Source organism: Salinivibrio sp. SS3, from assembly GCF_001722105.1.
GTDB classification, from domain to species: Bacteria; Pseudomonadota; Gammaproteobacteria; order Enterobacterales; family Vibrionaceae; genus Salinivibrio; species Salinivibrio kushneri.
The window spans coordinates 120917-147313 of the sequence record NZ_MEBQ01000043.1 but is presented as its reverse complement, the minus strand read 5'-3'; the positions used below and the strand labels follow the sequence as shown (position 1 = coordinate 147313).

The following is a 26397-nucleotide window of genomic DNA, read 5'->3' as shown; positions in this document are numbered from 1 at the left end:
ATTGACTTGGCAAGCCGGGACAAACCCTGAAACACTTTTGCCCACAAAGGCGACGGTGGATGCTTGACCAAGCGATAGCACGCATCTATTCTAGCGTACAAGTGTACGCTTAAATGAAGATGACGAGTTATGGATACCAAGGCTTCAACCTCTCCCCCTCAGAAACCACGCTTAATCTGGTTAAACATTAGCGTGTTTACCCTCACGTTTTTGATTGCAGTGATAGGAACACCATTGTGGGCGTGGCATCACGGCTTTGATTGGGTGCAAATGACCGCGCTGATTGTTGCGTTTAGCTTTTGTGGCCTGTCGATCACCGCCGGCTATCACCGGTTGTGGGCCCACAAAACCTATCAAGCCCATCCGGTGCTGCGCTTTATCTTCGCCATTGGTGGGGCGTTTGCACTGCAAAACAGTGCGCTTCATTGGTCGTCGGATCACCGCATTCACCACCGCCATGTCGATGACAACGATGTTGATCCCTATTCCGCTAAGCGCGGCTTTTGGTTCTCACACCTTGGTTGGATGTTACGAGAGTACCACCCCAACCGTTACGGTGATTACAGCAACTGCCGCGATCTGCAAAAAGACAAGATCGTGATGTGGCAACACAAGCACTACCTTGCGCTAACACTAGCCACCAACTTTGGCTTCCCCATCGCCTTTGGTTTGCTCCATGGCGATGTTTGGGGCGCTATCTTACTGGTCGGCTTTACTCGATTAGTGCTAAGCCACCACACCACCTTTTTCATTAACTCGTTGGCGCATGTGTGGGGCAGCCAACCTTATACCGATAAGAACACCGCGCGGGATAATGGCGTGCTCGCCTTGATGACCTTTGGCGAGGGCTACCACAACTTTCACCATATCTTTGAGAATGACTACCGCAATGGCATTCGCTGGTGGCAGTTTGATCCTACCAAATGGCTGATCAAAACCGCTTCTTGGCTGGGTCTCGCGGAAAAGCTGCGCGTGACCCCCGAAGAGAAGATTGAAAAGGCGCGAGCGACCATGCAATTGCAGCGCATCACGCAACAGCTTAGTGACAAGCCACACGCGTCGCATCGTCTGCAAATCTTGCAACAAGAATATGATGCCTTGGTCGCCAAAATGGCGGACTACTACACACTGAAAAAACAGCTGTTAGCGCTCGAGCGTGACAAGCTGCGCGAAAAAGTCGAAAACGCCGAGCTAACCCAGCAATACCAAGATTTAAAGGTGCGTTTTCAGCAACAAAAACGCAGCTGGCAGGTGCTTACCGCCAAATATGCTAGCTAGACGCGACGAGCACGCGACACACACCAAACCGGCCACTTGGGCCGGTTTTTTTTTAGCGGGCACGGACGCACCGCTGGCAAGATCTGTTTATATCCTTTATTAGGACGAGGTCAGGAAAGAGAGCAGAATCGACTCCAGCTCATCCCACGGTAAGGCGTCGGTATCGATCACTTCGATGCGCGACTCGGCGTATTCAATCGACATAGGCGTCACAGTAACCACCTGATTGGCGACGTTAAACGCGTAAAAACCCTCGTCAGTATTGACCACTGCTTTAATCCGTTGGGCGTTGATGTTGCTCAATAGTCCGTATAAAGCATCAAACGGAAAGCAACAGTGCGCGGCAAACAACCAGCCGCAGCTGACATAGCCCTGCCCTTGGTTCTCTTTGCGGGTATAGGTATCGTCCGGACCCAGTGCTAACGTGGTCATGGGCTCGGCATCATTGTGATGGTGATGATAGTGCGCTTGACGAGCGTGACGCGGTAACGCAAGCCACGCGGTCTCGAGCGCGCCCTGTTCAACGCCGGTAACCAAGCTTTTCTCGCCATCAAACGCGGCGACATAATCATAAAAGGTGGCGATTTGCGCCTCACTACACTGGTCAAGCTTGTTGGCCACCACCACATCCGCGAGCGCGATTTGATCATGAAAGTTTTGATTTTCACGATAGCGCACATCATCAATACAGCGCGGATCCACCAAAGTAATAGTCGCGCCCAGCGACAAGGTGGTATCGAAAGGCGGCTGAGTCAGCTTACCGATAATGTCTTTAGGATGACCCAGTCCCGTCGGCTCAATCAAAATCCGATCCGGCTGCTCGGCGAGCAAGGTATTTAGCCCCACCATCATGGGTAAGCCAGCCACACAACACATGCATCCGCCCGGCACTTCCTTTACCAGCGCGCCTTGTTCAGAGAGGATAGCGCCATCGACACCCACCTCACCAAATTCGTTCACCAAGATAGCCCAACGTTCATGTTCGGGTTTATTCGCTAATAAATGACGAATCGCCGTGGTTTTCCCCACGCCAAGAAACCCAGTGATAATGTTGGCTGCGATCTGACTCATGATTCTATCCGCTCCTTACTTGTATCGGCGTAGTGTAACGGATTGCGCCACACGCGTCGCCTTTTGGTCACACGCATGGAACGTGTCCATGTGTAGCTCAGTGAATGGCACAAAAAATGATGAAATATCATGCACTCACTGCAAGTGGTGATCATTACCAATAAAAGCTTGGTAGAATAAGAGGTTCGCTAACACACTTCTTAGGAGGAAGTATGCTGAATCCATCAACGGCAAAGTCGGTGATTGACCATGCTCTGTTTTTAGGCGCGGATTTCGCCGAACTCTTTGTCGAACGCCATCACTCAGGCAACGTAGAGCTGTTGTCTGGTGAGGTGGATAAAGTGAGCTCAGGGATTGATTTTGGTATTGGTATCCGGTTGTTCTTCGGTCATAAAGTGCTTTATGGCTATACCAACAGCCGCGATGAAGAACAATTGAAAAAAGTCACCAGCTTGCTGTGCGCGCGCGACAAGCGCGATCAAATTGCCACCGCTGGGCCGCTCAATTTATCCCATTTAAATGACAAGCACCCCGTGTCTGAGCCGTTATCGTCTGATCAACATGTGGCCGATAAAGTGGCGTTCTTACGCCAAGTAGATACGCGCATTCGTGCCGAGAGCGATAAAATTGCCCAAATTATTGGTCGTGTTGGCCAACGTGAGCAACAAGTCGAGATTTTTAACTCTCATGGCCTGCATGTCACAGATACCCGTCACTACACGCGTATTGCCGCTACAGCGGTCGCCACGAACGGTGAAGAGCAGTCAACGGGCTTTGATGCTCCCGGTGCGCTCACAGGCTGGGAATTCCACCAGGATATCGACCCGGTTGAGATGGGCGAGCGTGTGGCACGGCAGGCGCTGGTTAAGCTTGGTGCCCAAGCCTGTCCATCAGGCGAAATGCCGGTGGTGATTGGCAACGGTTTTGGTGGCGTGATTTTCCACGAAGCCTGTGGCCACTTGTTAGAAACCACCTCGGTGGCGAAACAGGCCTCCGTCTTCCATGACCAAATGGGCGAAATGATTGCCAGCCCCGTGGTGAGTGCGGTGGACGATGGCACCTTGGCGAATGCGTGGGGCTCAATCAACATCGATGATGAAGGCATGGAAACCCAGCATACCCAGTTGATCAAAGACGGTAAGCTCACCTCGTTTATGGTCGATCACATGGGTAGCCTGAAAACCGGTTATGCGCGCACCGGCTCTGGCCGACGTGAGTCTTATAAATTCGCACCGACCTCGCGGATGCGAAACACCTTTATTGAGCCCGGTAACGACAGCTTAGACGCCATGATTGGCTCGATGGAGCGTGGCATCTATGCCAAGAAAATGGGGGGTGGCTCAGTACAGCCCGGCACCGGCGAGTTTAACTTTGCGGTGCAAGAAGCCTATTTGGTAGAAGATGGCCAAATCACCGCGCCACTCAAATCTGCCACCTTAATCAGTACGGGGCCTAAGGTGCTTAAAGAAATCAGCATGGTCGGCAAAGATCTTGCTCTTGCCGCCGGCATGTGTGGTTCGGTGAGCGGCGCCGTCCCCACCACGGTGGGCCAACCTGCATTGAAAGTCGATAACATTCTAGTAGGAGGCGGTAACGCATGAGTGAGCCAACCATTAAAGCAACCCTAAGCGATGCCGTCGATCAGGTCCTCAGCTTGGTGAAACAGCAAGAGGCGCAAGCTGACGTGATTGCCAATGCCAGCGAAAGCTTGTCACTCAAAGCCGACCAAGGCGATCTCTCTGAGCACAAAGTCACCGCCGGTCAAGTGATTGGCGTACGTGTCATCAAAGGGGATCAAGTTGCCACCAGCTACTCAGAATCGCTAGATAGCGACAGTTTGGCCAGCATGGTGAACGCCGCACTGACTAACGCAAGCTTTACCAAAGCCGACCCAGATCAGCAAATTCGCGCTGAGGGGCAGCACATTGTTCAGCAAGATCCTAGCTTACTGCAAGTAGATAACACGCCGATTGAAGACAAGATCGCGTTAGCGCTTGCCCTTGAGCAAGATGTAGTCAGTCAACCCCGCGCAACGGGTGCGCCCTACAATGGGTACAGTGAGCAAACCCAATATCAGTTGCTTGCCAATACTCTAGGCACGCGCTGCTATCACAGTGAGCGTAGCTTTAGTTGCTACACCGCAGCACTGCTCAATCACGACGGTAAGCAAGCGATGCATCTGGGCGCGTCAGTATCACGCCGCTTTGCTGACCTAGATCTCGCCCATGCGACCCAACTGGCCTACCAAACCGCTGACGCCTTGCTCGAGGGTGGCCCAGTGAAAACGGGTTCGTATCCGGTGATTTTTGAGCATGATTGTCTCAGCGAATTGCTGGGCGCCTTTGGCAGCTGCTTCTCCGGCGATGCCGCTAAGCGCGGGACTAACCCGTGGCGTGAAAAAGTCGGCAAGTCCGTTGCAGATACGGCGCTCACCATCACCGATGTGGCAAGACTTGATGGCGGGATGCGTATTAAAGCCTTTGATAGCGAAGGCTTTGCCACCGCCGACACGCCTTTGATTGAAAACGGCGTCTTAGTCGGCTTTTTACACAACAGCGCCACAGCACAGCATTTTGGTGTTCCCCATACGGCGAACGCGGGCCGCAGTCCCAAGGGCGGTTTGGATGTTACGTCTCGTCATGATGTGATTGCCGCAGGTCAACACAGTGATGCGGACGTGCATGCCGGTGAATACCTTGAGTTGGTGTCACTACAAGGTGTGCATTCAGGCGCGAATGCCATCAGTGGCGATTTCTCTTTCGGTGCAAGTGGGTTTGTTTGCCGAGAGGGAAAACGCGTTCGTCCGGTTCGCGGGATCACAGTGGCCGGTAACTTCTATACCATGCTCAATGAGATAGATGCTATCGGCAATACCGTGTTACCCAACTATGATGGCGCCTTCTTCGCGCCACGCATCCGCTTCGCCCGCTTATCCATCGCCGGCGAGTAATGGCGAACCCTCCAAAGGCATCGGCTTAGACCGATGCCTTTTTATTCTCAGTTTGTGCTTCAACACTTTGTACCGCGGGGTTCATCTTCGCCGCTAAGTCGGTAAATGCCTGCATGGCGACGTCACTGGTAAGAATACGCCCATGCCCTAACCCTTCGGTGGCTAGCACAGTCACATGCGGGTAGTCAGTGGCTTTTTCGGTGACGGCAAAGGAGGCAAAACGATCATTTTTGTCGTGGGCAATCACCACCGGATGGCGGCGGCGCGACAATTTTTCTAGCGGCTCAATGGTCTCGATGGGATAACCGTGCTGCTCACCCACTTCTTGGACAATTTCATCAAACAGCTTCAGTGAATACCCCGATTTTCGGACTGTGGCATATAAATTCTCGCGATAATTCAGCACGGGGGCGACCAAAAAGAGCGGTAAATCATCCACCTGAGGGTGCTCGCTTTCCAACACCGCGGCAGCGCCCATACTATGCGCAATCACCCCAGACACATTATCGACTTGATCTAATACATCATTGATCGCCTGCACAAAGCCGGGAATGTGGCTTTCTTCCCCGCCACTTTGACCGTGTGCTGGATGATCAAATGCGACCGTACGAAAGCCTAGTGACGCGATATGTGCCATGAGTGGAAAGAACTGACTGGCGGATCCCGACCAACCATGCGTCAGCAACCAGGTTGGCCCAGCGCCAAGGCTATACATTTGTAGCTCTCCTTCTTGGCTTTGCACTCGAGAGCGCACCACGCCTTCAGGCTCTGCGTTCACCATAGGACTGCGTGTTGGGGTGAGAAAGAGTTTTCGTGCGACTTTTTTAGCATGACGAGGTGCCAAGCGGTGATGACACCGGCTCACCGCCCCCACGAGAGAACGTTTGGCGCTAAAGCGGCCCGGCGTTGAAAAATACACTTTTTTACTCATGGTCATTGAATCCTTAAAATCGAACGAGTGTTCGTTTTTATGCTGAAAAATATCGTTGGTTCGATACCGACACAATGTTCATTCTTATCGGGAACATTCGCGGCGGCTTTGCGCGAGCAACTGCTCGACACCATGCCAAAAGCGTGTCCCTTCCGGCGATTCGAGTGACAAACGCAGAAATAACTGGCTACTCAAATAGTGCCCATACAACTGATAGACAGCTTGCCAGGTATCAAGGTCGGCGCGAAATTCGCCGGCTTGCTTGCCCTTTTCAAACTGTGCGGCTAGGTAGTCGAGCCACTGACGGGTAACATGCTGCAACGCCTGATGGATGGGATCATTGCTCGCACGCTGCTCATGCCACGCATCTAAAAATAAGCACTGACCCTGAAAGTGCTGATGCCAACCCATCCAATTACGCAGCAAATGTTGCAATTTGGCCTCAATACTCGCATGGTCAGCTTCACGAATCGGGCTAATCACCCGCTCGACAAAGCGATCACCGGCAAAATGCACCACCGCGATTTGTAAGTTTTCACGCGAGTTGAAATGGGCAAATAGCCCGCTTTTTGACATTTTTACGTCGCGCGCCAAGCTACCAATCGTCAAGCTTTCCAATCCATACACGCTGGCTGACTCAAACGCGGCTTCGAGAATACGCAACCTGGTTTGCTCACGTTTCGAGAGCGAGTACGTCGGTTCACTAGATACGCCCATCTCATTAAACCTTCAAAAACGGATTGCTAAAAACCAAATGACTACGCCAGGACACCTTGGCAGTCAACGTTTATTACCTTACCGCAACCGTCTATCTATTAATAGTACGAACGTTCGTTTTTATCCAGTCGATATGTGGATCTGTTTGCCTTCTCCACCACCGTAAGGTGTGTAAGAAAGCGCATTTTCATGAGGTTGCGCAATTTATCGACAAAAATTGCTGAAACCACATTCCATATTCTTTTTAGTTTTAACAAGTGCTTTTTTTATCTAGTAATAATGTGACATAGGTCTTCATTGCATGCACCTTCCGGCATATGATGCCAACCAATCACTAACTCTTTAATACGTTTAAACGGGGTTAGGCACTCAAATCATTATAATTCTCTAGGTTGGAACGCCGATTATGACAGTTATCCTTTTAAACCTGATTGCTTTTGCGCTGCTGCTGGCGATGCTTGTCAAATTGCACAAGCAACAAAAATCCTTATCCACACGCGTGTTTACCGGCCTCGGCATGGGGGTTGCGTTCGGTGCTGCGCTGCAAGCGTTATACGGTGCTGACGGCGCTATCACGCGCGAAACCATTAACTACATCAATATCGTCGGCTCCGGTTATGTCAGCCTACTCAAAATGATCATCATGCCGTTGATCACCGTGTCGATTATTGGCGCGATTTTGAAAGTGAAAGACTCAGGTTCTCTAGGCAAAATCTCTAGCTTAAACATCGGCATTTTACTTGCCACCACCGCTACTTCCGCGCTCATTGGTGTGCTGGTTAGCAACTTGTTTGGGCTATCAGCGCAAGATATCGTGCAAGGTGCACGAGAGATGGCACGTGGGGCCGCTCTAGAGCAACGCTTGGGCTCAGTCGAAGACTTATCTTTGGCTGATATGATTATCTCTTTCTTCCCACAAAATCCATTTGCGGATTTGGCCGGTAGCCGTCCTACCTCGACCATCGCTGTGGTGATTTTCTCTGCGCTAGTGGGTATAGCCGGTGTAGCGCTTTCACGCACTCAGCCTGAACTTGGCGAGCGTTTTGAACGCTTTATGGATGTGGCTCAGGAGTTAGTGCGCACGCTCGTACGTATGATCATCGGCCTCACGCCTTATGGTATTTTGGCTCTAATGACCAAAGTGGTGGCTGGCTCAAACGTCAGTGAAATTCTTGAGCTGGCCAATTTTGTCGCCGCCTCCTATGTGGGCTTAGGTGCCATTCTAGTGATGCATCTGGTATTGATTGGCCTTGTTGGTATGAGCCCAATTCAATATCTGAAAAAAGTGCTCCCGGTGCTGACATTCGCCTTTACGTCTCGCTCAAGCGCGGCCACGATTCCGCTCAATATCGATTCACAAATGAAGAACTTGGGTAACGACCCGGCCAGCGCCAATTTCTCTGCCTCATTTGGTGCCACCATGGGGCAAAATGGCTGTGCCGGTCTGTATCCTGCCATGCTGGCGGTGATGATTGCGCCCACCATTGGTATCAACCCACTCGATCCGGGCTTTATCGCCACCTTGGTTGCGATTGTCACCGTAAGCTCATTCGGCATTGCCGGTGTAGGCGGTGGCGCCACCTTTGCGGCACTGATCGTGCTCTCAGCATTGGATATGCCTGTTGCGCTTGCCGGCTTGCTCATTTCTATCGAGCCTTTGATTGATATGGGTCGTACTGCCATAAACGTGAGCGGCTCAATGACAGCCGGTACCCTTACCTCGCGTTTAACCGGTGGCCAAGATAAAAATGTTTTCGATCACCATGAAGTGGTAAAGCAAGACTCGGCTAACGCCTAACGTTACGCGACCTTCATTGAGACAATGCCACGCGTTTGCGTGGCATTTTTGTTTTTGCGTTACTCGACATATATAGCCACTCTATTCGCTGATTCAATCCCTTATAACTTGTAAGAATTTATGTCAGCGATTACACTCTGCCTGATTGTTAATGCAGGGACATTCCTGCCCGTTGTGAGATAAAACATGAGTATTGAACAAACGCTTCAGGCGCGCAGTGGCGGCCAATGTGAACTATGCGCCAGCCAAGACAACTTATCTGTGTATGACGTCCCTTACTCGCCCGACACCACAGCAAACAGTTGCGTATTGGTTTGTGGCACGTGTCACGATCAGCTTCAACATCCAGACAATATCGATGTGAACCACTGGCGTTGTCTAAGCGAGAGCATGTGGAGCCAAGAGCCTGCGGTTCAAGTGGTTGCCTATCGCCAACTTTCTCGTCTTTCTAGTGAAAGCTGGGCGCAAGATAATCTCGACATGATGTACATGGAAGACGATGTCCGTAAGTGGGCAGAAACGGGGCAAGATATCGAAGAAGTCAAAGTGCTGGACGCTAACGGTGTCGCACTGCAAAAAGGCGACGACGTGACCGTAATTAAAGATTTGCCCGTTAAAGGCTCAAGCCAAGTGATCAAACAAGGCACCGTGATCCGCGGCATCAATTTGACCGACGATCCGACCCATGTACAGGGCAAAGTCAACGGCCAAACCCTGTTTGTGATTGCGGAGTTCTGCCGCCGTAAATAAATAGGTGGACTGTCTTGATACTCCAACGCGGCGTCCTGGCGGCGCCGCGTTAATCACGCCTCCGCACAGTTTACACTGTAAAACGTCACGCCTTCCTCATCGCTATTTTTAAACCTACGCCTTTTACCTACGCCCCAAACAACACATAGAAGAAATGTGAACTACGGCTTTATAGTCCCCGCTTCAGTTATAAGAATTGAGATCTCAGCCCTATTTGCTCTCCGCTGTTCCCATAAAAATATGAGACAGATCATAGGACATTCGCAAGTCAGCGAGAGATTGCATTCCTCCCTCATGCCGTTAAATAAGGAGGATGTGCCCTTTTCTTATTTAAGTAACACTAGTGTCAATTATCGTCTCCGTCGGCGCGCTACCCGTTGTGCCATCACATTTCGCACGACGCCATTGTCTCGCCACTCGACGACTCAGAATATTTCTTTGTGCGGTTTTCTTTGTGCGGATAGTGATTATGAAAAAGTTGCGTAACCTTTCTATAAGTCAACGGATAAGTTTGGCTGCCTCGTCCATCGTTCTGATCGGTCTTGGGGCAGTGAGTGCGGTTTCTTTATCAACGCTGAATAGCAGCCAGTCGGCCATGTCATCCCAGGTCACTGAAAACGTAAAGCGTGATCAAGTGATCAAGATGCAAAATCGCGCGACTGCGATTAGCGAGGAGATCCATGCTTACATTGCTTCTCCGCTCGATACGGTGCGAACTATCGCCCAGATTTATACCTCTGAAGCGGAAAAGAATAAGTCAGCCCGGATCCTCGACCGAGATGATATTCCTCGGATCATGTATTCGATTTTGAAACGCCAACCTGAATGGCACAACATCTATACCGAGTGGCAAAAAAACGTCTTAGGCGCCGATGCTTTTTACTACGGCGATCCAACCAGTGCAGCGGATGGCCGCTATGTGCCGTCGGTGTCAGTGGATGAAAACGGGGAAATGCGCCTTACCGCTGCACAAAATTTCTCTGAAACCAATCCTTGGTATCAATGCCCAGTGAGCACCCAAAAAGATTGTATTACTGATCCAAGAACGACTCAGATTAATGGTAAGACGCAAACGGTGTTCGACGTGACAACTCCCGTTTTTCGCTTTGATAAAACGGTTGCTATGGTGGGAAGTACGCTCAAAACCTCGCAAATCCAATCACTCTTAGCCAAACGTGCCGATAATAACGGGGAACTATTTGTTATCAGTCAAGATGGACGAGTCGTTGCTAGCACCGATCAGCACGTTCAACATGGCGCTGCGGTCTCGGGACTTTCCCCTCCTGCTTACCAACCACTTTCTAACCTTCTAAGCCAGAGCGCAACAAACCAATTCAAACAAACCGATTCGCACTTTTATGTGTCGCAACCGATCGAGTTTGGCAATATGTCTCAGACGTGGTCAGTGATGATTGTGACCCCCAAGCAAGCCGCGATGGCACCCGTCACACAACTGAATCAGATGATGACTAACGCCGAAAGCGATATTCAAAACACCATTTATTGGGTGAGTGGCCTCGTCCTTGTTCTCGCTTTTGGGATCATTCAAGTCGTTATCAAACGCCAATTAGCACCATTGACCAGCGTAGAACAGTCTATCCAAGCGATAGCCCAAGGTGGTGGTGACTTAACTCAACGCTTATCGGTTAACGGTCAAACCGAGATTGATCGAATTAAACACTCAGTCAATCAGATGCTGGATGCGCTGCAATCGATGGTGGGACAAATTCAACAAGCAGGTGGACGTTTGTCCGACACATCAACGACCGCCAATAACGCCATCACCGATGCCCACCAAGCTTTGTCTGAAAATACCGAGACATTACACCAAGCCGCGACGGCAATGGAGCAACTGACCGCGACCTCAAAAGATGTGGCAACCAACTCTGAAGCCTCCAAAGAGAAAAACACCGCAGTGGTTTCATCGCTAAATCAATGCATGGAGAATGTGGCTAACAATGTGGCACGTAACCAAACCGCCAACACAGATCTGCAAAAAGCCAACAGTTTTGTCAGCGAAGTCAAAGCCAGTGGTAGCGATATTGCCGCGTTGCTCGACGACATTCGCGGCATTTCAGATCAAACCAACTTGCTAGCGCTCAATGCCGCGATTGAGTCGGCACGCGCCGGTGAAGCTGGTCGAGGATTTGCGGTGGTCGCTGACGAGGTGCGCGCCTTGGCCCAGCATTCACAAAAATCTGTCGACCAAATCGTCTCGACGCTTGAGACCTTCAACCAACTACTGACCGATATTGAAGCCGTCATCCAACAAGGTGAGCGTGGTGCGGCAGAAGGTTATCAAGCGAGTGTTTCCGTGCAGGAGACCTTAACCGAGATTGTTGATTTGGTGCAGCAGCTAGGCGATATCAATTATCAAACCGCAGGCGCGGCGGAGGAGCAAAGTGCCGTCTCTCAGCAGGTGGCCGAAAATATCCAAGCCCTTTCACAACGTATTGAACAAACCTTGTCACTCAGTGAGCAAGCGCAGGGCGCAAACGAGACCCTTAACCACGAGGCCAAAACGATTCGCCAACTGGTCGATACGTATACCGTTTAGTCCCCAGCTTTTTCTCTCATACTAAAAAAGGGCAACCAACGTTGCCCTTTTGAGGTTACGTCTTGTTATAGACGCGATGTAAAATGTAGATTAAATGATGAGATTACTGCTTGTCTAACTGTGCTTTCATCGCGTCACGAAAGACTTGGTCAGCGTCAGTGATACCCAATTGCTCCGCATCACGCAGTAATCCCATTGCTTTGTCGACATCGTTATCTGCAATCGCGGTTCGAATAGCCTGGTGGTAAAAAGTCACGCTTTCTTGTTGCGGACGTTCAGTGGCGGAGAGTGCTGGCAGTACGATAGACTGATCGCTGGTACGTGCGCCCAATGCGGTTGCTTCGATGGAAAACGTACCGGTCAACGCGCGCGGCACTTGAATATCGCCTACCTCTGGAAAGTAATTCCCTCTTCCCTCTGCGTCCAATTTCGCTGGGTGGCTGACCGCCACCGTTTCGTCAAGTTTATCTTTATCAGTAAAAATAACCAAATAGAGCGCACTGTCACCTACTTGTGGGTGGGCTTTAATATTACCTTGCAAACGGTTTCCATTGGCTAGACGGGGCTTTAGATAAACTAAGCCTCGATCATCAAGCTCCGCGCGAATATCGCCAGACTGGTTAATCACTTTGGCACTTGGGACAAAAACACTATCGTTTATTTCTGCCTCGATATTGATATCCAATCCATTTTTTACCATCGGTAATTCAAAAATAACGCCAGGGCTATCAATGCTATGGATATCTAGGACTTGTGTTTGTGTGGTGACCGCTACTTTGAGCTCTTTATTCATCTCTAGCGGTAGTTGTTTCGCTTTCTCAATCTGCGTCACTGCCTCTCCCGTAGGTGCAATCTGATATTGGTTATCAACGATCGTCGAGCACCCATTAAGCAGTAATAATCCAGAGATAAATAACACTTTTTTGTTCATATAAAACACCTAAAAAAATAGCCGACAATTGTCGGCTATGAAAAAAGACAGTTTAAAAAAGGCTTACCACCAAGCTTCCAATTGCACACCCGTTACGAACTCTGAGTCACCTTTGTCACCAAACGTATCTCCTTCTTCATCCGTAATATACGTACCGTAGAAGCGAATCTCAGGACGCGACCAGAAGCTATCACCCATTGCCCATGCTTGAGCTAAAGTAAACTTGTGACCTCCTTGGTCTGTTCCTTGATTTTCTCCATCAAAGAAGCCGACCTCACCGATGGTGCGCATCGTGTCGTTCCACTTATAAACAGGGCGCACAACCGCGGTGAACATATCAGAGTCACCCTCACCATCTGTTAAGTCCGACCCGTTGTGATAAGAAAGCTGATGTCCAAGTTCCATCGACGAACCAACATTCATCACACCCCAGTTAATAATACGGTAGCCTTTCGCATCGTTTTTATCGTCGGAGCCACGGCTGTACCATGCACCAGATCCAAAGCCAGCAATCTGATCACCGTATCCTGCAGAGCCATATTGCAAGATTGTTTGGTTGAAGCCGTTGTCCATATTTTGATGCACAATACCGGTAAGCATAATACCATCATCAGCGGCTTCGGTTTGGTCATCTTTTTCTGTTGCAAAGTTATAGGCAGTGGCAAGCTCTAAACTCGCGTCTTCCCACAAGCCGATATTGGCTAAGCGCGCATCAAAAATATAGCCTGAAGACTGATCATTTTCTCCATCTTGAATAAACGCTAAAGAAAGTTTTTGATCGCCCAGTGAAATATTTTCAATACCACCACCGGTACCTGAGGTGTTCAAGAAATAGAAGTCAGTAATATGGATATCTTTTCGTTGATAATAGCGCTTACCCGCCCAAATAACGGCTTCAGGGTCGGATGCAATCACACCTTTGGCTTGGACATTAAATTGCGCGACGTTTATTTCGCTACTTTCCCAACCACTTTGGCCTTTATCGCTGGAGGCAATCATCGATTCCAGCTTCCATGATTGCTCACCCGTTTGAAGTTCTTCTGAAAAACCGAACTCGTAATAGTTGTCGTCTTCGTTACCCAAACGACCAACTTTATTCTTTTCAAAAGCACTATCACCTGCACCATCACCACCGATCGCAGCACCCGCACGAGCATAACCATTAAAATCTACAGCAAATGCTGAGGTGGCAGTGACAGCAGCTGCGACAGCCGCCGCAATTAAACTTACTTTTCTCATACCTTACTCCATAATGCGCCTTTTTTACGTGTCTCTTCACACCGGCAGTGGGTAGTGGAAAAAGACAGTGTGTCCAAGGCTTAGCTTTCTTCGTTATCCTGGAATTATCCTATCCCTGAGCGGTCATATTCGCGTCATCCAACCGTGCGATTTCAGGGGGAGGAGGAGAAAGGAGGAGTGAGAGCTGACTATCTAAACTTGTCGAGCTGGGTCACTGAACGAGGGCGTAATTGGTAATTATTTTTCGCTAAACAGGCCTACAAAATGTCGACACGATCACTATTAATAGATTTATTCTTAAAGGTGTGAAACTTTATTACATGAGGGACAATGATCATAAATGTGACGTCAGATTGAATTATTTATAGGTAAACGCTCTAATAGCGATTCATCTCATTTAATGGTGTTATTTATGTCGGTTTGCTTCCCATCCCCTTATGTATTAGGGGCGCAACTACACCCATCAGGCTGTCGGTTTACGCTGTATGCACCCGATCAGGACTGCGTGCATTTACTGTTGTGGCATCAAGGGCACCAGCCTCAGCGGCTCGCCATGCGCGAATACAAGCGTGGCTACTGGACACGAGATGTCGCTGATGTGGTTGCGGGGCAAGAATACAGTTTTGAGGTCTTACAGGATGGTCAAACATGGTACTTGGCCGATCCGTATGCGCAAGCGGTGACTGGTCCCTTACGCTATCAGCCTCCTTATTCACCATCGCAAAGCACATTGCTGGCGCGCTGCCAAGTCGTCGATCATGAGTCTTTTGATTGGCAAGGCGTGTCATCGCCTCAGCGCGCCATACAAGACACTGTGATTTTCGAAACCCATGTTAAAGGGCTGACTCAGCAGCATCCAGATGTCGCCCCAGTGCAGCAAGGACGTTATTTGGGTTTAGTCTCACCAACGATGTTGGCGTTTTATCAACAACATCAGATTAATTGCCTGCAACTGCTTCCGATTACGTCTTGCTTACCTGAGCCGCATGTACTCAGCCAGCAAAAAACCAACTACTGGGGCTACAACCCATATGTTTGGATGGCACCGGATCCACGCTACGCGGAGAAAAGTGCGGTTAACGAGCTAAAGACGGCAATACGCGAACTACACCGCCACGATATCGAAGTCATTTTGGATGTGGTATTTAATCACACGGCAGAAGGCGGAGAAGGTGGGCCGATTCTTCATTATAAAGCGTTTGATCATGCCATGTACTTACATGATGGCCAACAACTGCGCAATTATACCGGCTGTGGCAATACCCTTGATATACGCCACCCTGCCGCACTGAAGCAGGTGCTCGACACCTTACGCATGTGGGTCACCGACTATCACGTGGATGGGTTTAGGTTCGATCTCGCCGCGACCCTAGGGCGAAATGGCGATACCTTTAACCCCCACAATGCGTTTTTCCTCGCCATTGCCCAGGATCCGATCCTTTCTAAGGTCAAATTGATTGCGGAACCCTGGGATATAGGCCCCGATGGGTATCAGCTAGGACAATTTCCGATTAACTGGGCCGAATGTAACGATAAAATACGAGATACCACGCGCAGTTTATGGCGAGGAGATCCAGGCATACTGCAAGATTTCGCCACGCGATTGATGGGTTCGCGCGACGTTTTCAGCGCAGCGCATTGGCCCGATCATTTGCCGATTAACTATGTAACCTACCATGATGGTTTTACCCTGCAGGATGTGGTCAGTTATGCCAAGCGGCATAACCATGCCAATGGCGAGAATAACCGGGATGGTCATGGTGACAATCGCTCCGCCAATTATGGTGTCGAGGGGCCGACAAAAAATCCTGACATTATTGAGGTAAGGAGTCGGCAAAAACGGAATATGATGGCAAGCATCCTCTTCTCGCTGGGGACGCCACACATTCTAATGGCCGATGTGTTAGGCCACTCGCAACAAGGGAATAACAATGCCTATTGCCAAGATAACCCTATCAGTTGGTTAAACTGGCAAACGCAGGATCACACTTGGTCAAACTGGCTAGCCACTATGATTGCACGCCGCAATGCCATCGTACCACGCTTTATCGATGCGTTAAGTGGCACACAGCGCCATTGCAATCAGATTACGTGGCGGCACCCGAATGGCGATCCGATTCACGATCATCAATGGTCAAAGCTGCAAGCGCTCAGCTGTCAGATCACGCTCGGCGCGCATCACCCTGACGCGGGTCAATCAATGCTTATAGCCATCAACAGCAGCGACACCGCGCACGACCTACGGCTTCCACCAAATCATCAGTGGTGCATTGTCTGTGACACCGCGACCGATAAGACAACCGTCGCCACACTAGCGTCATGCCAACGCTTGGCAGCAAAGAGCTTTTTGGTCTGTATCGACGGTGACTGGCTGTAGCCCAATATTACCCGCATCAAAAAGGCAGCTAATGTTAGCTGCCTTTACGTTCGCGCTCTTGCTTCGCCTAAGGGCGTAACGCCCTAGCCTTTCACGCCCCCTGCGGTCAAACCACCCACTAACCAACGTTGGGCGAGTAAGAAAACCCCGGTAATCGGTACCGCTGACAGTACGGCTGCCGCCGCAAAGTCGCCCCACAGATAGTTTTGCGGATACAAGTACTGCTGCATGCCGACCGCCAAGGTATACGAATCAACATCCGACAACAGAATCGAAGCAACTGGCACCTCACCTACCGCCATGATAAACGACAGAATAAAGACCACAGCCAAGATAGGCACGGAGAGCGGAAGCAGCACCAGCCTAAACGCCTGCCACGGGGTGGCACCATCTAGTGCAGCGGCTTCTTCCAGTGAACCATCAATGCTCTCGAAGTAACCTTTAATGGTCCAAACGTGTAATGCAATCCCGCCTAAGTACGCAAAGATCAAGCCACCGTGGGTGTTGAGTCCCAAAAATGGAATGTACTGTCCCAACTTATCAAACAAGGCGTAGATAGCGACCAATGCCAACACCGCTGGGAACATCTGGAAGATCATCATCGCGTTCAAGATGGTCTGCTTGCCTTTAAATCGCATACGGGCAAAGGCGTACGCCGAGGTGGTAGACAGCACCACGATAAACAGCGAGGTGATCCCGGCCACTTTTACCGAATTCCACAGCCATAATAAAACGGGAAATGGCGGTGGCGTGACCGTGCCATCCGAGTTAGTCACCGGGAAGCCCAGTGCTAATTTCCAGTGTTCCAGTGATGGATTGTCCGGGATCAAGCTCCCAGTGGCGAAGTTCCCTTCGCGGAATGAAATCGCAATAATCATTAACAGCGGGAATAGGATCAACGCCAAGAACAAGCACAAGCCAATATGGGTTGCCCAGACGCGATATTTTAAGGATTTACCTTGTACCATTGCCATATTTAGGTTCCTCAGTGCTCGTTTTTCTGCGTCATACGAAGGTTGATTAACGCCAGTGCACCGACTATCAAGAAGATCAGTGTGGCGATGGCACTTGCCAAGCCAAAGTCTTGACCACCACTGCCTTCAAAGGCGATGCGATAGGTATAGCTAACCAGCAAATCGGTATAACCAGCCGGCTCCGTGGTGCCGATACGGTTTGGCCCACCCTCTGTCAACAACATAATCATCACAAAGTTATTGAAGTTAAAGGCAAAGGCCGCAATCAGCAGAGGAGTCAGTGGTTTAATCATCATCGGCAGCGTAATACGGGTGAAGTTCTGAATGAAATTCGCGCCGTCAATCGCGGATGCCTCGTAGAGATCATCAGGAATCGCTTTAAGCAAGCCCATACAGAGGATCATCATATAAGGGAAACCCAGCCAGGTATTAACGGTGAGCACCATGCTTCTCGCCAAGAATGGGTCGGAGAACCAATTCGGGCTAATGCCAAACAGGGCTTCCAAGACCATATTGATTTCGCCAAAACTCTGGTTAAACAAGCCTCGGAAAATCAAAATTGAAATAAAGGCGGGTACCGCATAAGGAAGGATCAATAACAAACGGTAGATCGACTTACCTTTCAGCTCTTCCCATTGCACCAAACTCGCCAATATCAAGCCAATAAACAGGGTGAATACCACGGTGAGTACGGAAAAGACAATCGTCCAGATAAAGATGCCAATAAACGGCTCTTTAATCCCATCATCCGTCCATACGCGCTCAAAGTTATCCGTGCCAATTTGCACCACATAACCGGGTGAAACAGTATCGCCAACAAATTCACCGGAGGCATTAACCGGTTGGTAGTAACCTACCTCATCGTTAGGTTTGAGCGTCTCACCCGTTTTATTGTTGATCAGCGTGCGGCCATCGTCCTGCAAGCTATAAAGCGATTGAATGGCGGCGAACTTCCGCAAACCACTCATACGAATGGTTTTGTCACCAGACAATGCTAGGTCTAACTCCCCAAGCGCGTCGCGGTTTTGAATCACGTCGCGTAGTGACGCTTTTTGTCCCTCAACACTGTCAATCGGGCTAAGTGACAAGCTGTCATTAGCCAAGGTTGCAAATTCAAATGGCTTGGTGGCATAGCGTGTATTCTCGCCCTCCACCACAATGCGAACGCCTTGATCCGTTTGATATAACGAGAAAGGATAACTGTCGCCACTTTGAAAGGTTCGCTCTAATAATACGGACTGGGCACGCTCGAAAGAGAGTTGATTTTTGGCGCTATAGTTGGTGAATGACAGCCCAACGGTATAAACCAACGGAAAAATAATGAAAAGGATCATCCCCGCGATACCTGGATAGATATAGCGATGGGCGTATGTTTTTTTACTGCCAAAAATGTACAGCGCTAATGCGGTTAATACCACAGTTAACAGGGCAAAGGCGGTTTCACCACGCGAATACATCAAGACGGTGGCATAGCCATTGATAATGGCCACAGTAGCCAATAACGCCCATTTTATGAACGCTTTTGTACTACTGGGCAAAGAAGAGCCTGACGTTGTCATAGCTTGGGAACCTTGGACTGACTGCATAAGGAACGCTACTCACATAGTTTTTAAAAAATGCAGGGAGGCAAGCCCCCCTGCAGATAGAGCTTATTTGACCATTTGCGTTTCCGCATCGTCGAGTGCTTCCTCGACGCTTTGACGGCCATCGACCACATTAATGATGGCGTTTTTGGCCGCTGCCCAGAACCCATTCATTTGTGGAATGTTTGGCATCACTTCGCCATGTTTGGCGTTTTCCATGGTTGCCGCAATACGCGGATCTTTGGCAAGTTCCGCCTGATAACTATTCAACGCCACCGCACCCAGAGGTTTATCAGCATTCACCGTTGATAGGCCGTCATTAGTCAACAGATAGTTTTCCAAAAACTCGACCGCCAGCGCTTTGTTTGGCGACGCGGTGCTAATACCGGCACTTAACACGCCAACAAAGGGTTTAGAGGCTTCACCTTGGAAGGTTGGCAAGGTGGTGACACCATAGTTGATACCCGACTTTTCGATATTGCCCCACGACCAAGGGCCGTTGATGGTCATCGCTGTATCACCTTGGTTGAAAGAAGACTCAGAGACCGAGTAGTCCATATCAGATGAAATCACGCCATCTTTCACCATCTGCTTCATGAAATGCAGTGCGTCATGTACACCTTGGTTATTGATACCCGCGTCTTTCACATCATAGCCGTTTGCCGTTTGCTTAAATGCATAACCGCCATCAGCCGCCATCAGTGGCCATGTGAAGTACGGTTCTTTCAGGTTCCACATGATGGCTGACTTGCCCTGCTCTTTGAGCTTGGCATCCATCTCAACCACGTCTTGCCACGTTTCTGGTGGGTTAGGCACCAAATCCTTGTTGTAGATGAGAGAAAGCGATTCCACGGCCACCGGATAACCGACGTATTTACCTTTGTATTTCACCGCATCCCAAGCAAAGTCGACCATGCCGTCTTTAAGACGCTCAGATGGACGAATCTCTGCCAGCAAGCCTGATTCTGCATAGCCACCAAAGCGATCGTGCGCCCAAAATACAATGTCTGGACCATCGCCCGTTGAAGCAGTCTGAGGGAACTTGTCTTGCAGACCATCAGGGTGAACGACGGTGACAGGAATGCCCGTATCTTGTTCAAAGCGATCACCCACTTCGGCAAGGCCGTTGTAACCTTTGTCTCCGTTAATCCAAATCGTCAGTTGGCCTTCTTCGATATTGGCATTGGCGCCAAATGAACCCAGTGCAATCAGGGTACCGAGAGCAACAGCGCTAAGTGATTTTTTCATCTTTCTATCCTTCTTCTACTGAGGTGTAGCACGATTCCATGGAGGATGAGCTGTATTTCACGGTCTATCATGGGTAATTCCCGCGCATTCCTCATCATCCTGGCCTCTACGCCCTGCCTCTATGCGAGCGAATTCGTGATCCATATCGCTCGTCGCTAATGATGCGGTTCACAAAAATAAACGGTACGTGATCAACTTCAACTAATTTGCTCATAATTTTGTGATGTACACCCTCAAATCAATTTGGGGAGGAGATTATCCTCCTCCCCGCCTACTCCCCCCGTAATAATTGTCCACGGGAGGATGCGCCATTTGCAAAGATACGCGACACTGCCTGACATCAAAAAAGCATCGGGTGGAATCTATCCAATGTGCTTAGTCAGTAACCAAACAGCGTTCAACAAAAACGATAACGCTCGAAAATGGCCGATATTGAATAGCACAGCCACCTATAATGCGTATTGAGCCGAATTAATGAAAAGCGATTGAGGGCGAGCGACATGGCAAGTGTCACGTTTAAAAACGTTTGTAAAGCGTATGACGACGATGTAATGATTTCAAAAAACGTTGACCTAGAGATAAAAGATGGCGAATTTGTTGTCTTTGTCGGTCCATCTGGCTGCGGCAAATCCACCCTATTACGCTGCGTTGCCGGGTTGGAAGATATTACATCGGGCGACCTTTACATTGATGATCAGCGAGTAAATGATATTGAGCCATCTAAGCGTGGCGTCGGGATGGTATTCCAATCTTACGCGTTGTATCCCCACCTAAACCTCTACGACAACATGTCGTTTGGCTTGAAACTAGCAAAAACGAACAAAGCGGAAGTCGATAAGCGCGTGCATCAAGCGGCGGAGATCTTACAACTCGGTCACTTACTCGACAGACAACCTAAGTCGTTGTCTGGCGGGCAACGTCAACGTGTTGCGATTGGACGCACCCTGGTGTCTCAGCCTCGTGTCTTCTTGCTCGATGAGCCACTTTCCAACCTCGATGCTGGGTTACGGGTGCAGATGCGCGCGCAAATCACTAAGTTACAACGTCAGCTTGGCTGTACCATGATTTATGTCACCCACGATCAGATTGAAGCCATGACCATGGCAGACAAAATTGTGGTGTTGGATGAAGGCCGAGTCGCACAGGTCGGGAAGCCGCTCGAGCTATACCATTACCCACAAAACCGCTTTGTCGCCTCTTTTATCGGCTCGCCCAAAATGAACTTCATGAGTGTCTTTATTGAAGATGTCGAGTCAAACCGTGTCAAAGTACAGCTGAGTGAAGGGGCCAGTTTCTGGATGCCAGTCGATGGCAAAACCGTCACGCGCGGCGATCGCATGTCTCTCGGCATTCGTCCTGAGCATTTGGTGGCCGCCAAAGACGGTGATGCACAAATTGAAGGGGAAGCGACCATTGTTGAGAAGCTGGGCAACGAGACGCAAATTTATCTCAACCTTGAAAGCGCAGACGCCGATGTGATCTATCGCCAGCTCGATACCGTTGAGATTGAGCCCGGCGACAAGTACGCGATTGGTATTCCCGCTCACCGCTGCCATCTGTTCCACAGTGACGGTCGAGCGTGCAAGCGCCTGCATCGTGAAAATGGCGTCACCTTCGTTGATGAAGAAGATGCCGCCTAATATCACCTTGTAAGAGACAACGACTAGGCCGCATTCGCGGCCTTTTTACTGTATCGGCTCAGACAGAAAAAACGCCAAGGATTAACTTGGCGCAATCTTCACTTTGTCGCCCAAAGGGCGTCATTGCTTTCACCCTTGCCAGCGATAAAACACAGTGGCTAATGGGGGCAGGTTCAGTGTCAGCGATTGGGGCTGGTCGTGCGCCGCGCTTTTATCAGTGCTAAGCGCTACGTAAACGGGGTACCCGCTGCCCCAAAACGCCTCATCATCCGAATTTAATACCAATTGATAGTCACCACCCATCGGCACACCCAGCTGAAAACCATCTCGGGGTACCGGGGTGAAATTACTCACCACCAGCATCCGCGAGCCGTCATCGCCAAGCCGCTCGTGTGCCATGACACTGAGATCGGCAGCGTCTTTTAATCGCCACTCAAACCCTGCCGGATCGCAGTCGAGGCGATGCAGCGCCGGCGTTGAGACATACAGGTGGTTCAGCGCTTTCACCCACGCTTGGATACCTTGATGGCGACCGTATTGTAGCCAATGCCATTCAAGCTGACTGTCATGGTTCCACTCTGCGGTCTGACCGATCTCCGCCCCCATAAAGTTAAGCTTTTTACCTGGCTGACCATACATATACCCAAGAAAGGCACGTAAGTTGGCGGTTTGCTGCCACTCGTCACCGGGCATTTTACCGATCAACGAACCTTTTCCATACACCACTTCATCATGCGACAGTGGCAATACGTAATTCTCGCCAAACGCATAAACCAATGGAAATGTTAGCGTGTCGTGGTGATAGCCTCGATACACCGACTCTTCACGGATATAACTGAGGCTGTCATGCATCCAGCCCATATTCCATTTGAACCCAAACCCAAGTCCGCCTGCATACGTAGGTGCCGATACCCCCGGAAATGTCGTCGATTCCTCGGCAATGGTCATCGCATTTGGGAAATAATGATAAACCGACTCGTTCATCCACTTTAAGGTGGCGATGGCATCATAGTTCTCGTTGCCGCCATCCACGTTGGGGATCCATTGATCCTGCTCCCGCGAGTAATCGAGATACAGCATCGACGCGACGGCATCGACACGCAGGCCATCGATGTGAAACTGGTCAAGCCAATACAAGGCGTTATTCACCAAAAAGCGGCGTACATGCTCTTTACTCATATCGTAAAGATGACAATGCCAGTCGTTGTGCCAGCCACGTCGTGGGTCGGGGTCATGATATAGCGGAGTGCCATCGAAAAAAGCTAAACCGTGATCATCGGTAGGGAAATGTCCAGGCACCCAGTCAAGGATCACACCAATACCCGCTTGATGGCATTGGTCGACAAAATACTTAAAATCATCTGGCGAGCCATAGCGGCTGGTCGGCGCAAACAAGCCAACCGGCTGATACCCCCAGGAACCATAAAAGGGGTGCTCACTGACTGGCATTAGCTCCACATGGGTATAACCCATTTCTACCAAGTAAGGAACGAGACGGTGAGCAAGCTCACGATAGCCTAGGCACTGACCCGATGCATCTCGCTGCCAGGAGCCAAGGTGAAGCTCATAAAACGATAACGCTTGCGTGTGTTTTTCGGTGACGGGACGCGCTTGCCAGTGCTGGTCGTGCCATTGATAAGCATGTTGATCATAGGTCAGAGAGGCAAAGGACGGGTATTGCTCGGCATACGCCCCGTAAGGGTCGGCTTTGTGCGGTAAGCACTGTCCATCGGGCCCCGTTAGGGAGTATTTATAACGCTGCTGCATGCCAAGGTGAGCAATAAACCCGACCCAAAAGCCATCTTCAATCGGCGTCATGTAAGCGGCGTCGGCTTGCCAATGGTTCCAATCACCCATCACGCTCACTGATTGTGCATGCGGGGCAAAAACCACAAACCGAACCCCCTCGACCGCTTTACCCGCGACGGGTAACGTCACCGGATGCGCGCCCATATACTGATGTGCAACGCTCGGGTTATATAAAGCAGCCATATCCATTGCAAAGTGATCAGGCTGAATAGATTGGGGCTGTATCGAATGGGAAGAATCTGGCACTGGAGGCTCCTTATACAAAAAACGCTCCATCCTGTACGTGTTGGCTGGCACTGAGGATAGAGCGTTAGAGCATGGTATGGTGGTTACACAGTTTGGCGGCTCGCTTGCATACGCACCCGAGATAAATCTCTGGCAAGTTGGTTGAGGTCGTCTCGACTAAAAAGCGCCTCTAAACTGACCGAGAGTTTACGTCGCCAGTTAGGATATTCATCCACCGTGCCTGGGATGTTGACCGGTTTCTCCATTTCCAACCAATCTTCCAACTGGACACTTAACAGCGCCGATTGGCCGGCGGCAACATGCAATTGCAATGCGCGGCACAAGTGGCCATCCATCGGCACATAGCGCGCATCAGCCCCCACGCCATCCGGTAGCATGCCGTGCCAGCTTACACTGTCTAATATGCCTTGTTTGGCTTTTAAGCGATCATCAAACAGTTGTTGGAGTTGCGCTTCATCTGGGTATAGGCCCAACTCTTGCCCCAGCTTTAAATCGTCGCAATGCCAAAAACCACGAATGGTTGGCATGTCATGGGTGGAAAGCGTCGCCATCGCTTGCTCGGTGTAATGCGCCGGAGAAATAAAGCCACCGTCCTCTTCTGAGGTTTCAAAGAAGAATACCTTGTAGGAATGCACGCCCGCATCCGCAAGTAACGCGCCAATTTCATCGGGTACCGTCCCCAGGTCCTCACCAATCACACTGCACTGATGACGATGCGACTCAAGCGCTAAAATCGCGAGCATGTCTTTAACGGGATAGTACAAGTAAGCGCCCTCGGTAGCATTTTTCCCTTTAGGGATCCACCATAAGCGCAGCAAGCCCAGTACGTGATCGATACGCAACGCCCCACAATGACGCATGTTGGCACGTAGCAATTCGATGTAGGCATGGTAACCGGTGTGTTGCAGCGCTTGCGGATCAAATGGCGGCAAGCCCCAGTTTTGTCCCCGCGGTCCCAACACATCCGGCGGTGCACCAATGCTAGCATCCAACACTAACGGTGAATTATCCGACCAGGTTTCGCTTCCCGCGTCTGACACCCCAACAGCGAGATCACGGTACAAGCCCAGCGACATCCCCTGCTCTTCTGCAATAGCTTGTACCTCTTCCATTTGACCTTCGGCAATCCACTGTAGATACATGTACAGTTGAATGTCATCGCTATGCTGCTCGATAAATGCTTGCGTCGCCGCGTTTTCATAACGGCGATATTTTTCAGGAAACACCGGCCAACCCCAGGCGTGAGGATCATCGGCCCGTAAATACTGGTGCAAAGCATCAAACGTCGCTTGCTGTTTTAAGCTCTCTCCCCCTTGTTCGATAAAGTCTAAAAACGCACGGCCACGTCGTGTCTGTTGCAGTAGCTCGCGTTGCTTAAACTCTTGAAATAAAAGCGGTAGTACGGCCATCTTTAAGGCGGCGACTTCACTATAATCGACCCAATGCGTGTCGCGTACTGCTTGCAGGCGACGCTGGAATTCGGCACTGCCCACGAGTTGCTGGGCACGGGCGCTCAAACAAAACTCTCGAACGTTGCTCACATCAATATACAAAAGATTAAGCCAGCGGCGTGATGACGGACTATACGGGCTCGCGGCTTCTGGATTGGCAGGGAACAACGCATGAATAGGGTTAAGGCCAACAAAGTCAGCGCCGCGCGAGGCAAGCTCACTGACCAATTGTTTGAGATCGCCAAAATCACCGATACCCCAGTTATGAGGGGTACGTAATGTGTAGAGCTGAATACTCGGCCCCCACATTTTCTTGTGTTGATCCAATTCTGGCTGCTTATAACATTGGGTGGGCGCCATGATGAGTGTCATTTGATACGGGGCTTTGCGCCGTTTACGTATCACGGAAAGGCGGTGATAGCCCCACGGTAGGGAGCAAGGCAGGCTAAACACCAATGGGCCACCATTACTGCGCTCATCGCGAACGATTTGTGACTGTAAGTAACCTTCAAAGCATTCGCCCTGTTCGGTTTCCAAACGCCAACTAAAGTCACTTTCTCGCGCACTGGTACCTAAATGAAGCGCAATTTCAACCGGCTCATTCTCCTGCACCACCTGCACGGGGGCGAGCACATCCGCTTTGTGTTTTTTCTCCGCCGACGCCAATAACGCCTCGTCGTTTCGTGTGTCATAGCCAAGTGACGTTAGTAAGTCATGTAAGGTACTGTCCGGCACAGCCGCTTCTGAGCCCCATGCACTGATATAGCGATCAGCGAGGTTGGCCATTTGTGCGACTGTCTTCAATGCAGATTCTTTCATCGCTTTCTCCGAGGGGTCTGCCCCCTTC

At 50.2% G+C, this 26397-nt stretch carries 18 protein-coding genes; 8 read left to right on the top strand and 10 right to left on the bottom strand.

The window, feature by feature from the left end; translation table 11 throughout:
- Nucleotides 1-129 precede the first annotated feature (129 nt).
- Nucleotides 130-1278 (top strand): acyl-CoA desaturase, encoded by a 1149-nt coding sequence (locus BGL48_RS12485; RefSeq protein ID WP_069362943.1) that lies wholly within the window; start codon nucleotides 130-132, stop codon nucleotides 1276-1278.
- Nucleotides 1279-1377: 99 nt separating this feature from the next.
- Here BGL48_RS12485 and BGL48_RS12480 read toward each other — a convergent pair whose 3' ends face one another.
- On the bottom strand, nucleotides 1378-2349 hold the full coding sequence (locus tag BGL48_RS12480) for a CobW family GTP-binding protein (RefSeq protein WP_069362942.1): 972 nt from the start codon (nucleotides 2347-2349) through the stop codon (nucleotides 1378-1380).
- 212 nt (nucleotides 2350-2561) lie between these two features.
- Here BGL48_RS12480 and BGL48_RS12475 point away from each other — a divergent pair, with 212 nt between their 5' ends.
- Both BGL48_RS12475 and BGL48_RS12470 read left to right on the top strand, forming a co-directional pair.
- On the top strand, nucleotides 2562-3950 hold the full coding sequence (locus BGL48_RS12475) for a TldD/PmbA family protein (RefSeq protein WP_069362941.1): 1389 nt from the start codon (nucleotides 2562-2564) through the stop codon (nucleotides 3948-3950).
- Nucleotides 3947-5299 carry a TldD/PmbA family protein gene (locus tag BGL48_RS12470; protein ID WP_069362940.1) on the top strand — a complete coding sequence of 451 codons (1353 nt, stop codon included), beginning with the start codon at nucleotides 3947-3949 and terminating at the stop codon, nucleotides 5297-5299. Before BGL48_RS12475 ends, BGL48_RS12470 begins: the two co-directional genes overlap by 4 nt.
- 25 nt (nucleotides 5300-5324) lie before the next feature.
- Here BGL48_RS12470 and BGL48_RS12465 read toward each other — a convergent pair whose 3' ends face one another.
- Together BGL48_RS12465 and BGL48_RS12460 are read right to left on the bottom strand one after the other, a co-directional pair.
- On the bottom strand, nucleotides 5325-6230 hold the full coding sequence (locus BGL48_RS12465) for an alpha/beta hydrolase (RefSeq protein WP_069363150.1): 906 nt from the start codon (nucleotides 6228-6230) through the stop codon (nucleotides 5325-5327).
- Between the two features lie 84 nt (nucleotides 6231-6314).
- Complete coding sequence (locus tag BGL48_RS12460) at nucleotides 6315-6947, bottom strand: TetR/AcrR family transcriptional regulator (protein WP_069362939.1); 633 nt, start codon at nucleotides 6945-6947, stop codon at nucleotides 6315-6317.
- 406 nt (nucleotides 6948-7353) lie between these two features.
- Here BGL48_RS12460 and BGL48_RS12455 point away from each other — a divergent pair, with 406 nt between their 5' ends.
- The 3 genes from BGL48_RS12455 to BGL48_RS12445 all read left to right on the top strand — a co-directional run bounded on the left by BGL48_RS12455 (nucleotide 7354) and on the right by BGL48_RS12445 (nucleotide 12052).
- On the top strand, nucleotides 7354-8745 hold the full coding sequence (locus BGL48_RS12455) for an L-cystine transporter (RefSeq protein ID WP_069362938.1): 1392 nt from the start codon (nucleotides 7354-7356) through the stop codon (nucleotides 8743-8745).
- Nucleotides 8746-8931: 186 nt separating this feature from the next.
- Complete coding sequence (locus BGL48_RS12450) at nucleotides 8932-9495, top strand: PhnA domain-containing protein (protein WP_069362937.1); 564 nt, start codon at nucleotides 8932-8934, stop codon at nucleotides 9493-9495.
- A gap of 469 nt (nucleotides 9496-9964) precedes the next feature.
- Nucleotides 9965-12052 carry a methyl-accepting chemotaxis protein gene (locus BGL48_RS12445; RefSeq protein ID WP_083238598.1) on the top strand — a complete coding sequence of 696 codons (2088 nt, stop codon included), beginning with the start codon at nucleotides 9965-9967 and terminating at the stop codon, nucleotides 12050-12052.
- Between the two features lie 103 nt (nucleotides 12053-12155).
- Here BGL48_RS12445 and BGL48_RS12440 read toward each other — a convergent pair whose 3' ends face one another.
- Both BGL48_RS12440 and lamB read right to left on the bottom strand, forming a co-directional pair.
- On the bottom strand, nucleotides 12156-12983 hold the full coding sequence (locus BGL48_RS12440) for a MalM family protein (RefSeq protein WP_069362935.1): 828 nt from the start codon (nucleotides 12981-12983) through the stop codon (nucleotides 12156-12158).
- A 63-nt stretch (nucleotides 12984-13046) separates the two neighbouring features.
- Entirely contained in the window at nucleotides 13047-14222 is a 1176-nt protein-coding gene (gene lamB, locus BGL48_RS12435; protein WP_069362934.1) for a maltoporin LamB, read from the bottom strand.
- Between the two features lie 412 nt (nucleotides 14223-14634).
- Here lamB and BGL48_RS12430 point away from each other — a divergent pair, with 412 nt between their 5' ends.
- Entirely contained in the window at nucleotides 14635-16599 is a 1965-nt protein-coding gene (locus BGL48_RS12430; RefSeq protein ID WP_069362933.1) for a glycogen debranching protein, read from the top strand.
- Between the two features lie 83 nt (nucleotides 16600-16682).
- Here BGL48_RS12430 and malG read toward each other — a convergent pair whose 3' ends face one another.
- The 3 genes from malG to malE all read right to left on the bottom strand — a co-directional run bounded on the left by malG (nucleotide 16683) and on the right by malE (nucleotide 20404).
- Nucleotides 16683-17573: a maltose ABC transporter permease MalG gene (gene malG / locus BGL48_RS12425; RefSeq protein WP_069362932.1), complete on the bottom strand. Its 891-nt coding sequence runs from the start codon at nucleotides 17571-17573 to the stop codon at nucleotides 16683-16685.
- A gap of 11 nt (nucleotides 17574-17584) precedes the next feature.
- On the bottom strand, nucleotides 17585-19159 hold the full coding sequence (gene malF, locus BGL48_RS12420; RefSeq protein ID WP_069362931.1) for a maltose ABC transporter permease MalF: 1575 nt from the start codon (nucleotides 19157-19159) through the stop codon (nucleotides 17585-17587).
- Nucleotides 19160-19222: 63 nt separating this feature from the next.
- Nucleotides 19223-20404, bottom strand: coding sequence for a maltose/maltodextrin ABC transporter substrate-binding protein MalE (gene malE, locus BGL48_RS12415; RefSeq protein WP_069362930.1), 1182 nt, complete (start codon nucleotides 20402-20404; stop codon nucleotides 19223-19225).
- A 500-nt stretch (nucleotides 20405-20904) separates the two neighbouring features.
- On the opposite strand from malE, the gene malK reads away from it, so the two are divergent.
- Entirely contained in the window at nucleotides 20905-22044 is a 1140-nt protein-coding gene (gene malK, locus BGL48_RS12410; RefSeq protein WP_069362929.1) for a maltose/maltodextrin ABC transporter ATP-binding protein MalK, read from the top strand.
- Nucleotides 22045-22173: 129 nt separating this feature from the next.
- On the opposite strand, the gene glgB is transcribed toward malK, so the two are convergent.
- Together glgB and malQ are read right to left on the bottom strand one after the other, a co-directional pair.
- Complete coding sequence (gene glgB, locus BGL48_RS12405) at nucleotides 22174-24042, bottom strand: 1,4-alpha-glucan branching protein GlgB (RefSeq protein WP_255377417.1); 1869 nt, start codon at nucleotides 24040-24042, stop codon at nucleotides 22174-22176.
- A gap of 140 nt (nucleotides 24043-24182) precedes the next feature.
- On the bottom strand, nucleotides 24183-26369 hold the full coding sequence (malQ, locus tag BGL48_RS12400; protein ID WP_069362928.1) for a 4-alpha-glucanotransferase: 2187 nt from the start codon (nucleotides 26367-26369) through the stop codon (nucleotides 24183-24185).
- Between the last annotated feature and the right edge of the window lie 28 nt (nucleotides 26370-26397).

What these genes read in the sequence shown, in the direction of transcription:
- malG (WP_069362932.1), bottom strand. Translation starts at nt 17,573, where the DNA reads ATGGCAATGGTACAAGGTAAATCCTTAAAATATCGCGTCTGGGCAACC.
- BGL48_RS12475 (WP_069362941.1), top strand. Translation starts at nt 2,562, where the DNA reads ATGCTGAATCCATCAACGGCAAAGTCGGTGATTGACCATGCTCTGTTT.
- BGL48_RS12465 (WP_069363150.1), bottom strand. Translation starts at nt 6,230, where the DNA reads ATGAGTAAAAAAGTGTATTTTTCAACGCCGGGCCGCTTTAGCGCCAAA.
- BGL48_RS12485 (WP_069362943.1), top strand. Translation starts at nt 130, where the DNA reads ATGGATACCAAGGCTTCAACCTCTCCCCCTCAGAAACCACGCTTAATC.
- BGL48_RS12455 (WP_069362938.1), top strand. Translation starts at nt 7,354, where the DNA reads ATGACAGTTATCCTTTTAAACCTGATTGCTTTTGCGCTGCTGCTGGCG.
- lamB (WP_069362934.1), bottom strand. Translation starts at nt 14,222, where the DNA reads ATGAGAAAAGTAAGTTTAATTGCGGCGGCTGTCGCAGCTGCTGTCACT.
- glgB (WP_255377417.1), bottom strand. Translation starts at nt 24,042, where the DNA reads ATGGATATGGCTGCTTTATATAACCCGAGCGTTGCACATCAGTATATG.
- BGL48_RS12460 (WP_069362939.1), bottom strand. Translation starts at nt 6,947, where the DNA reads ATGGGCGTATCTAGTGAACCGACGTACTCGCTCTCGAAACGTGAGCAA.
- BGL48_RS12440 (WP_069362935.1), bottom strand. Translation starts at nt 12,983, where the DNA reads ATGAACAAAAAAGTGTTATTTATCTCTGGATTATTACTGCTTAATGGG.
- malQ (WP_069362928.1), bottom strand. Translation starts at nt 26,369, where the DNA reads ATGAAAGAATCTGCATTGAAGACAGTCGCACAAATGGCCAACCTCGCT.
- malK (WP_069362929.1), top strand. Translation starts at nt 20,905, where the DNA reads ATGGCAAGTGTCACGTTTAAAAACGTTTGTAAAGCGTATGACGACGAT.
- BGL48_RS12470 (WP_069362940.1), top strand. Translation starts at nt 3,947, where the DNA reads ATGAGTGAGCCAACCATTAAAGCAACCCTAAGCGATGCCGTCGATCAG.
- BGL48_RS12450 (WP_069362937.1), top strand. Translation starts at nt 8,932, where the DNA reads ATGAGTATTGAACAAACGCTTCAGGCGCGCAGTGGCGGCCAATGTGAA.
- malE (WP_069362930.1), bottom strand. Translation starts at nt 20,404, where the DNA reads ATGAAAAAATCACTTAGCGCTGTTGCTCTCGGTACCCTGATTGCACTG.
- BGL48_RS12445 (WP_083238598.1), top strand. Translation starts at nt 9,965, where the DNA reads ATGAAAAAGTTGCGTAACCTTTCTATAAGTCAACGGATAAGTTTGGCT.
- BGL48_RS12480 (WP_069362942.1), bottom strand. Translation starts at nt 2,349, where the DNA reads ATGAGTCAGATCGCAGCCAACATTATCACTGGGTTTCTTGGCGTGGGG.
- BGL48_RS12430 (WP_069362933.1), top strand. Translation starts at nt 14,635, where the DNA reads ATGTCGGTTTGCTTCCCATCCCCTTATGTATTAGGGGCGCAACTACAC.
- malF (WP_069362931.1), bottom strand. Translation starts at nt 19,159, where the DNA reads ATGCAGTCAGTCCAAGGTTCCCAAGCTATGACAACGTCAGGCTCTTCT.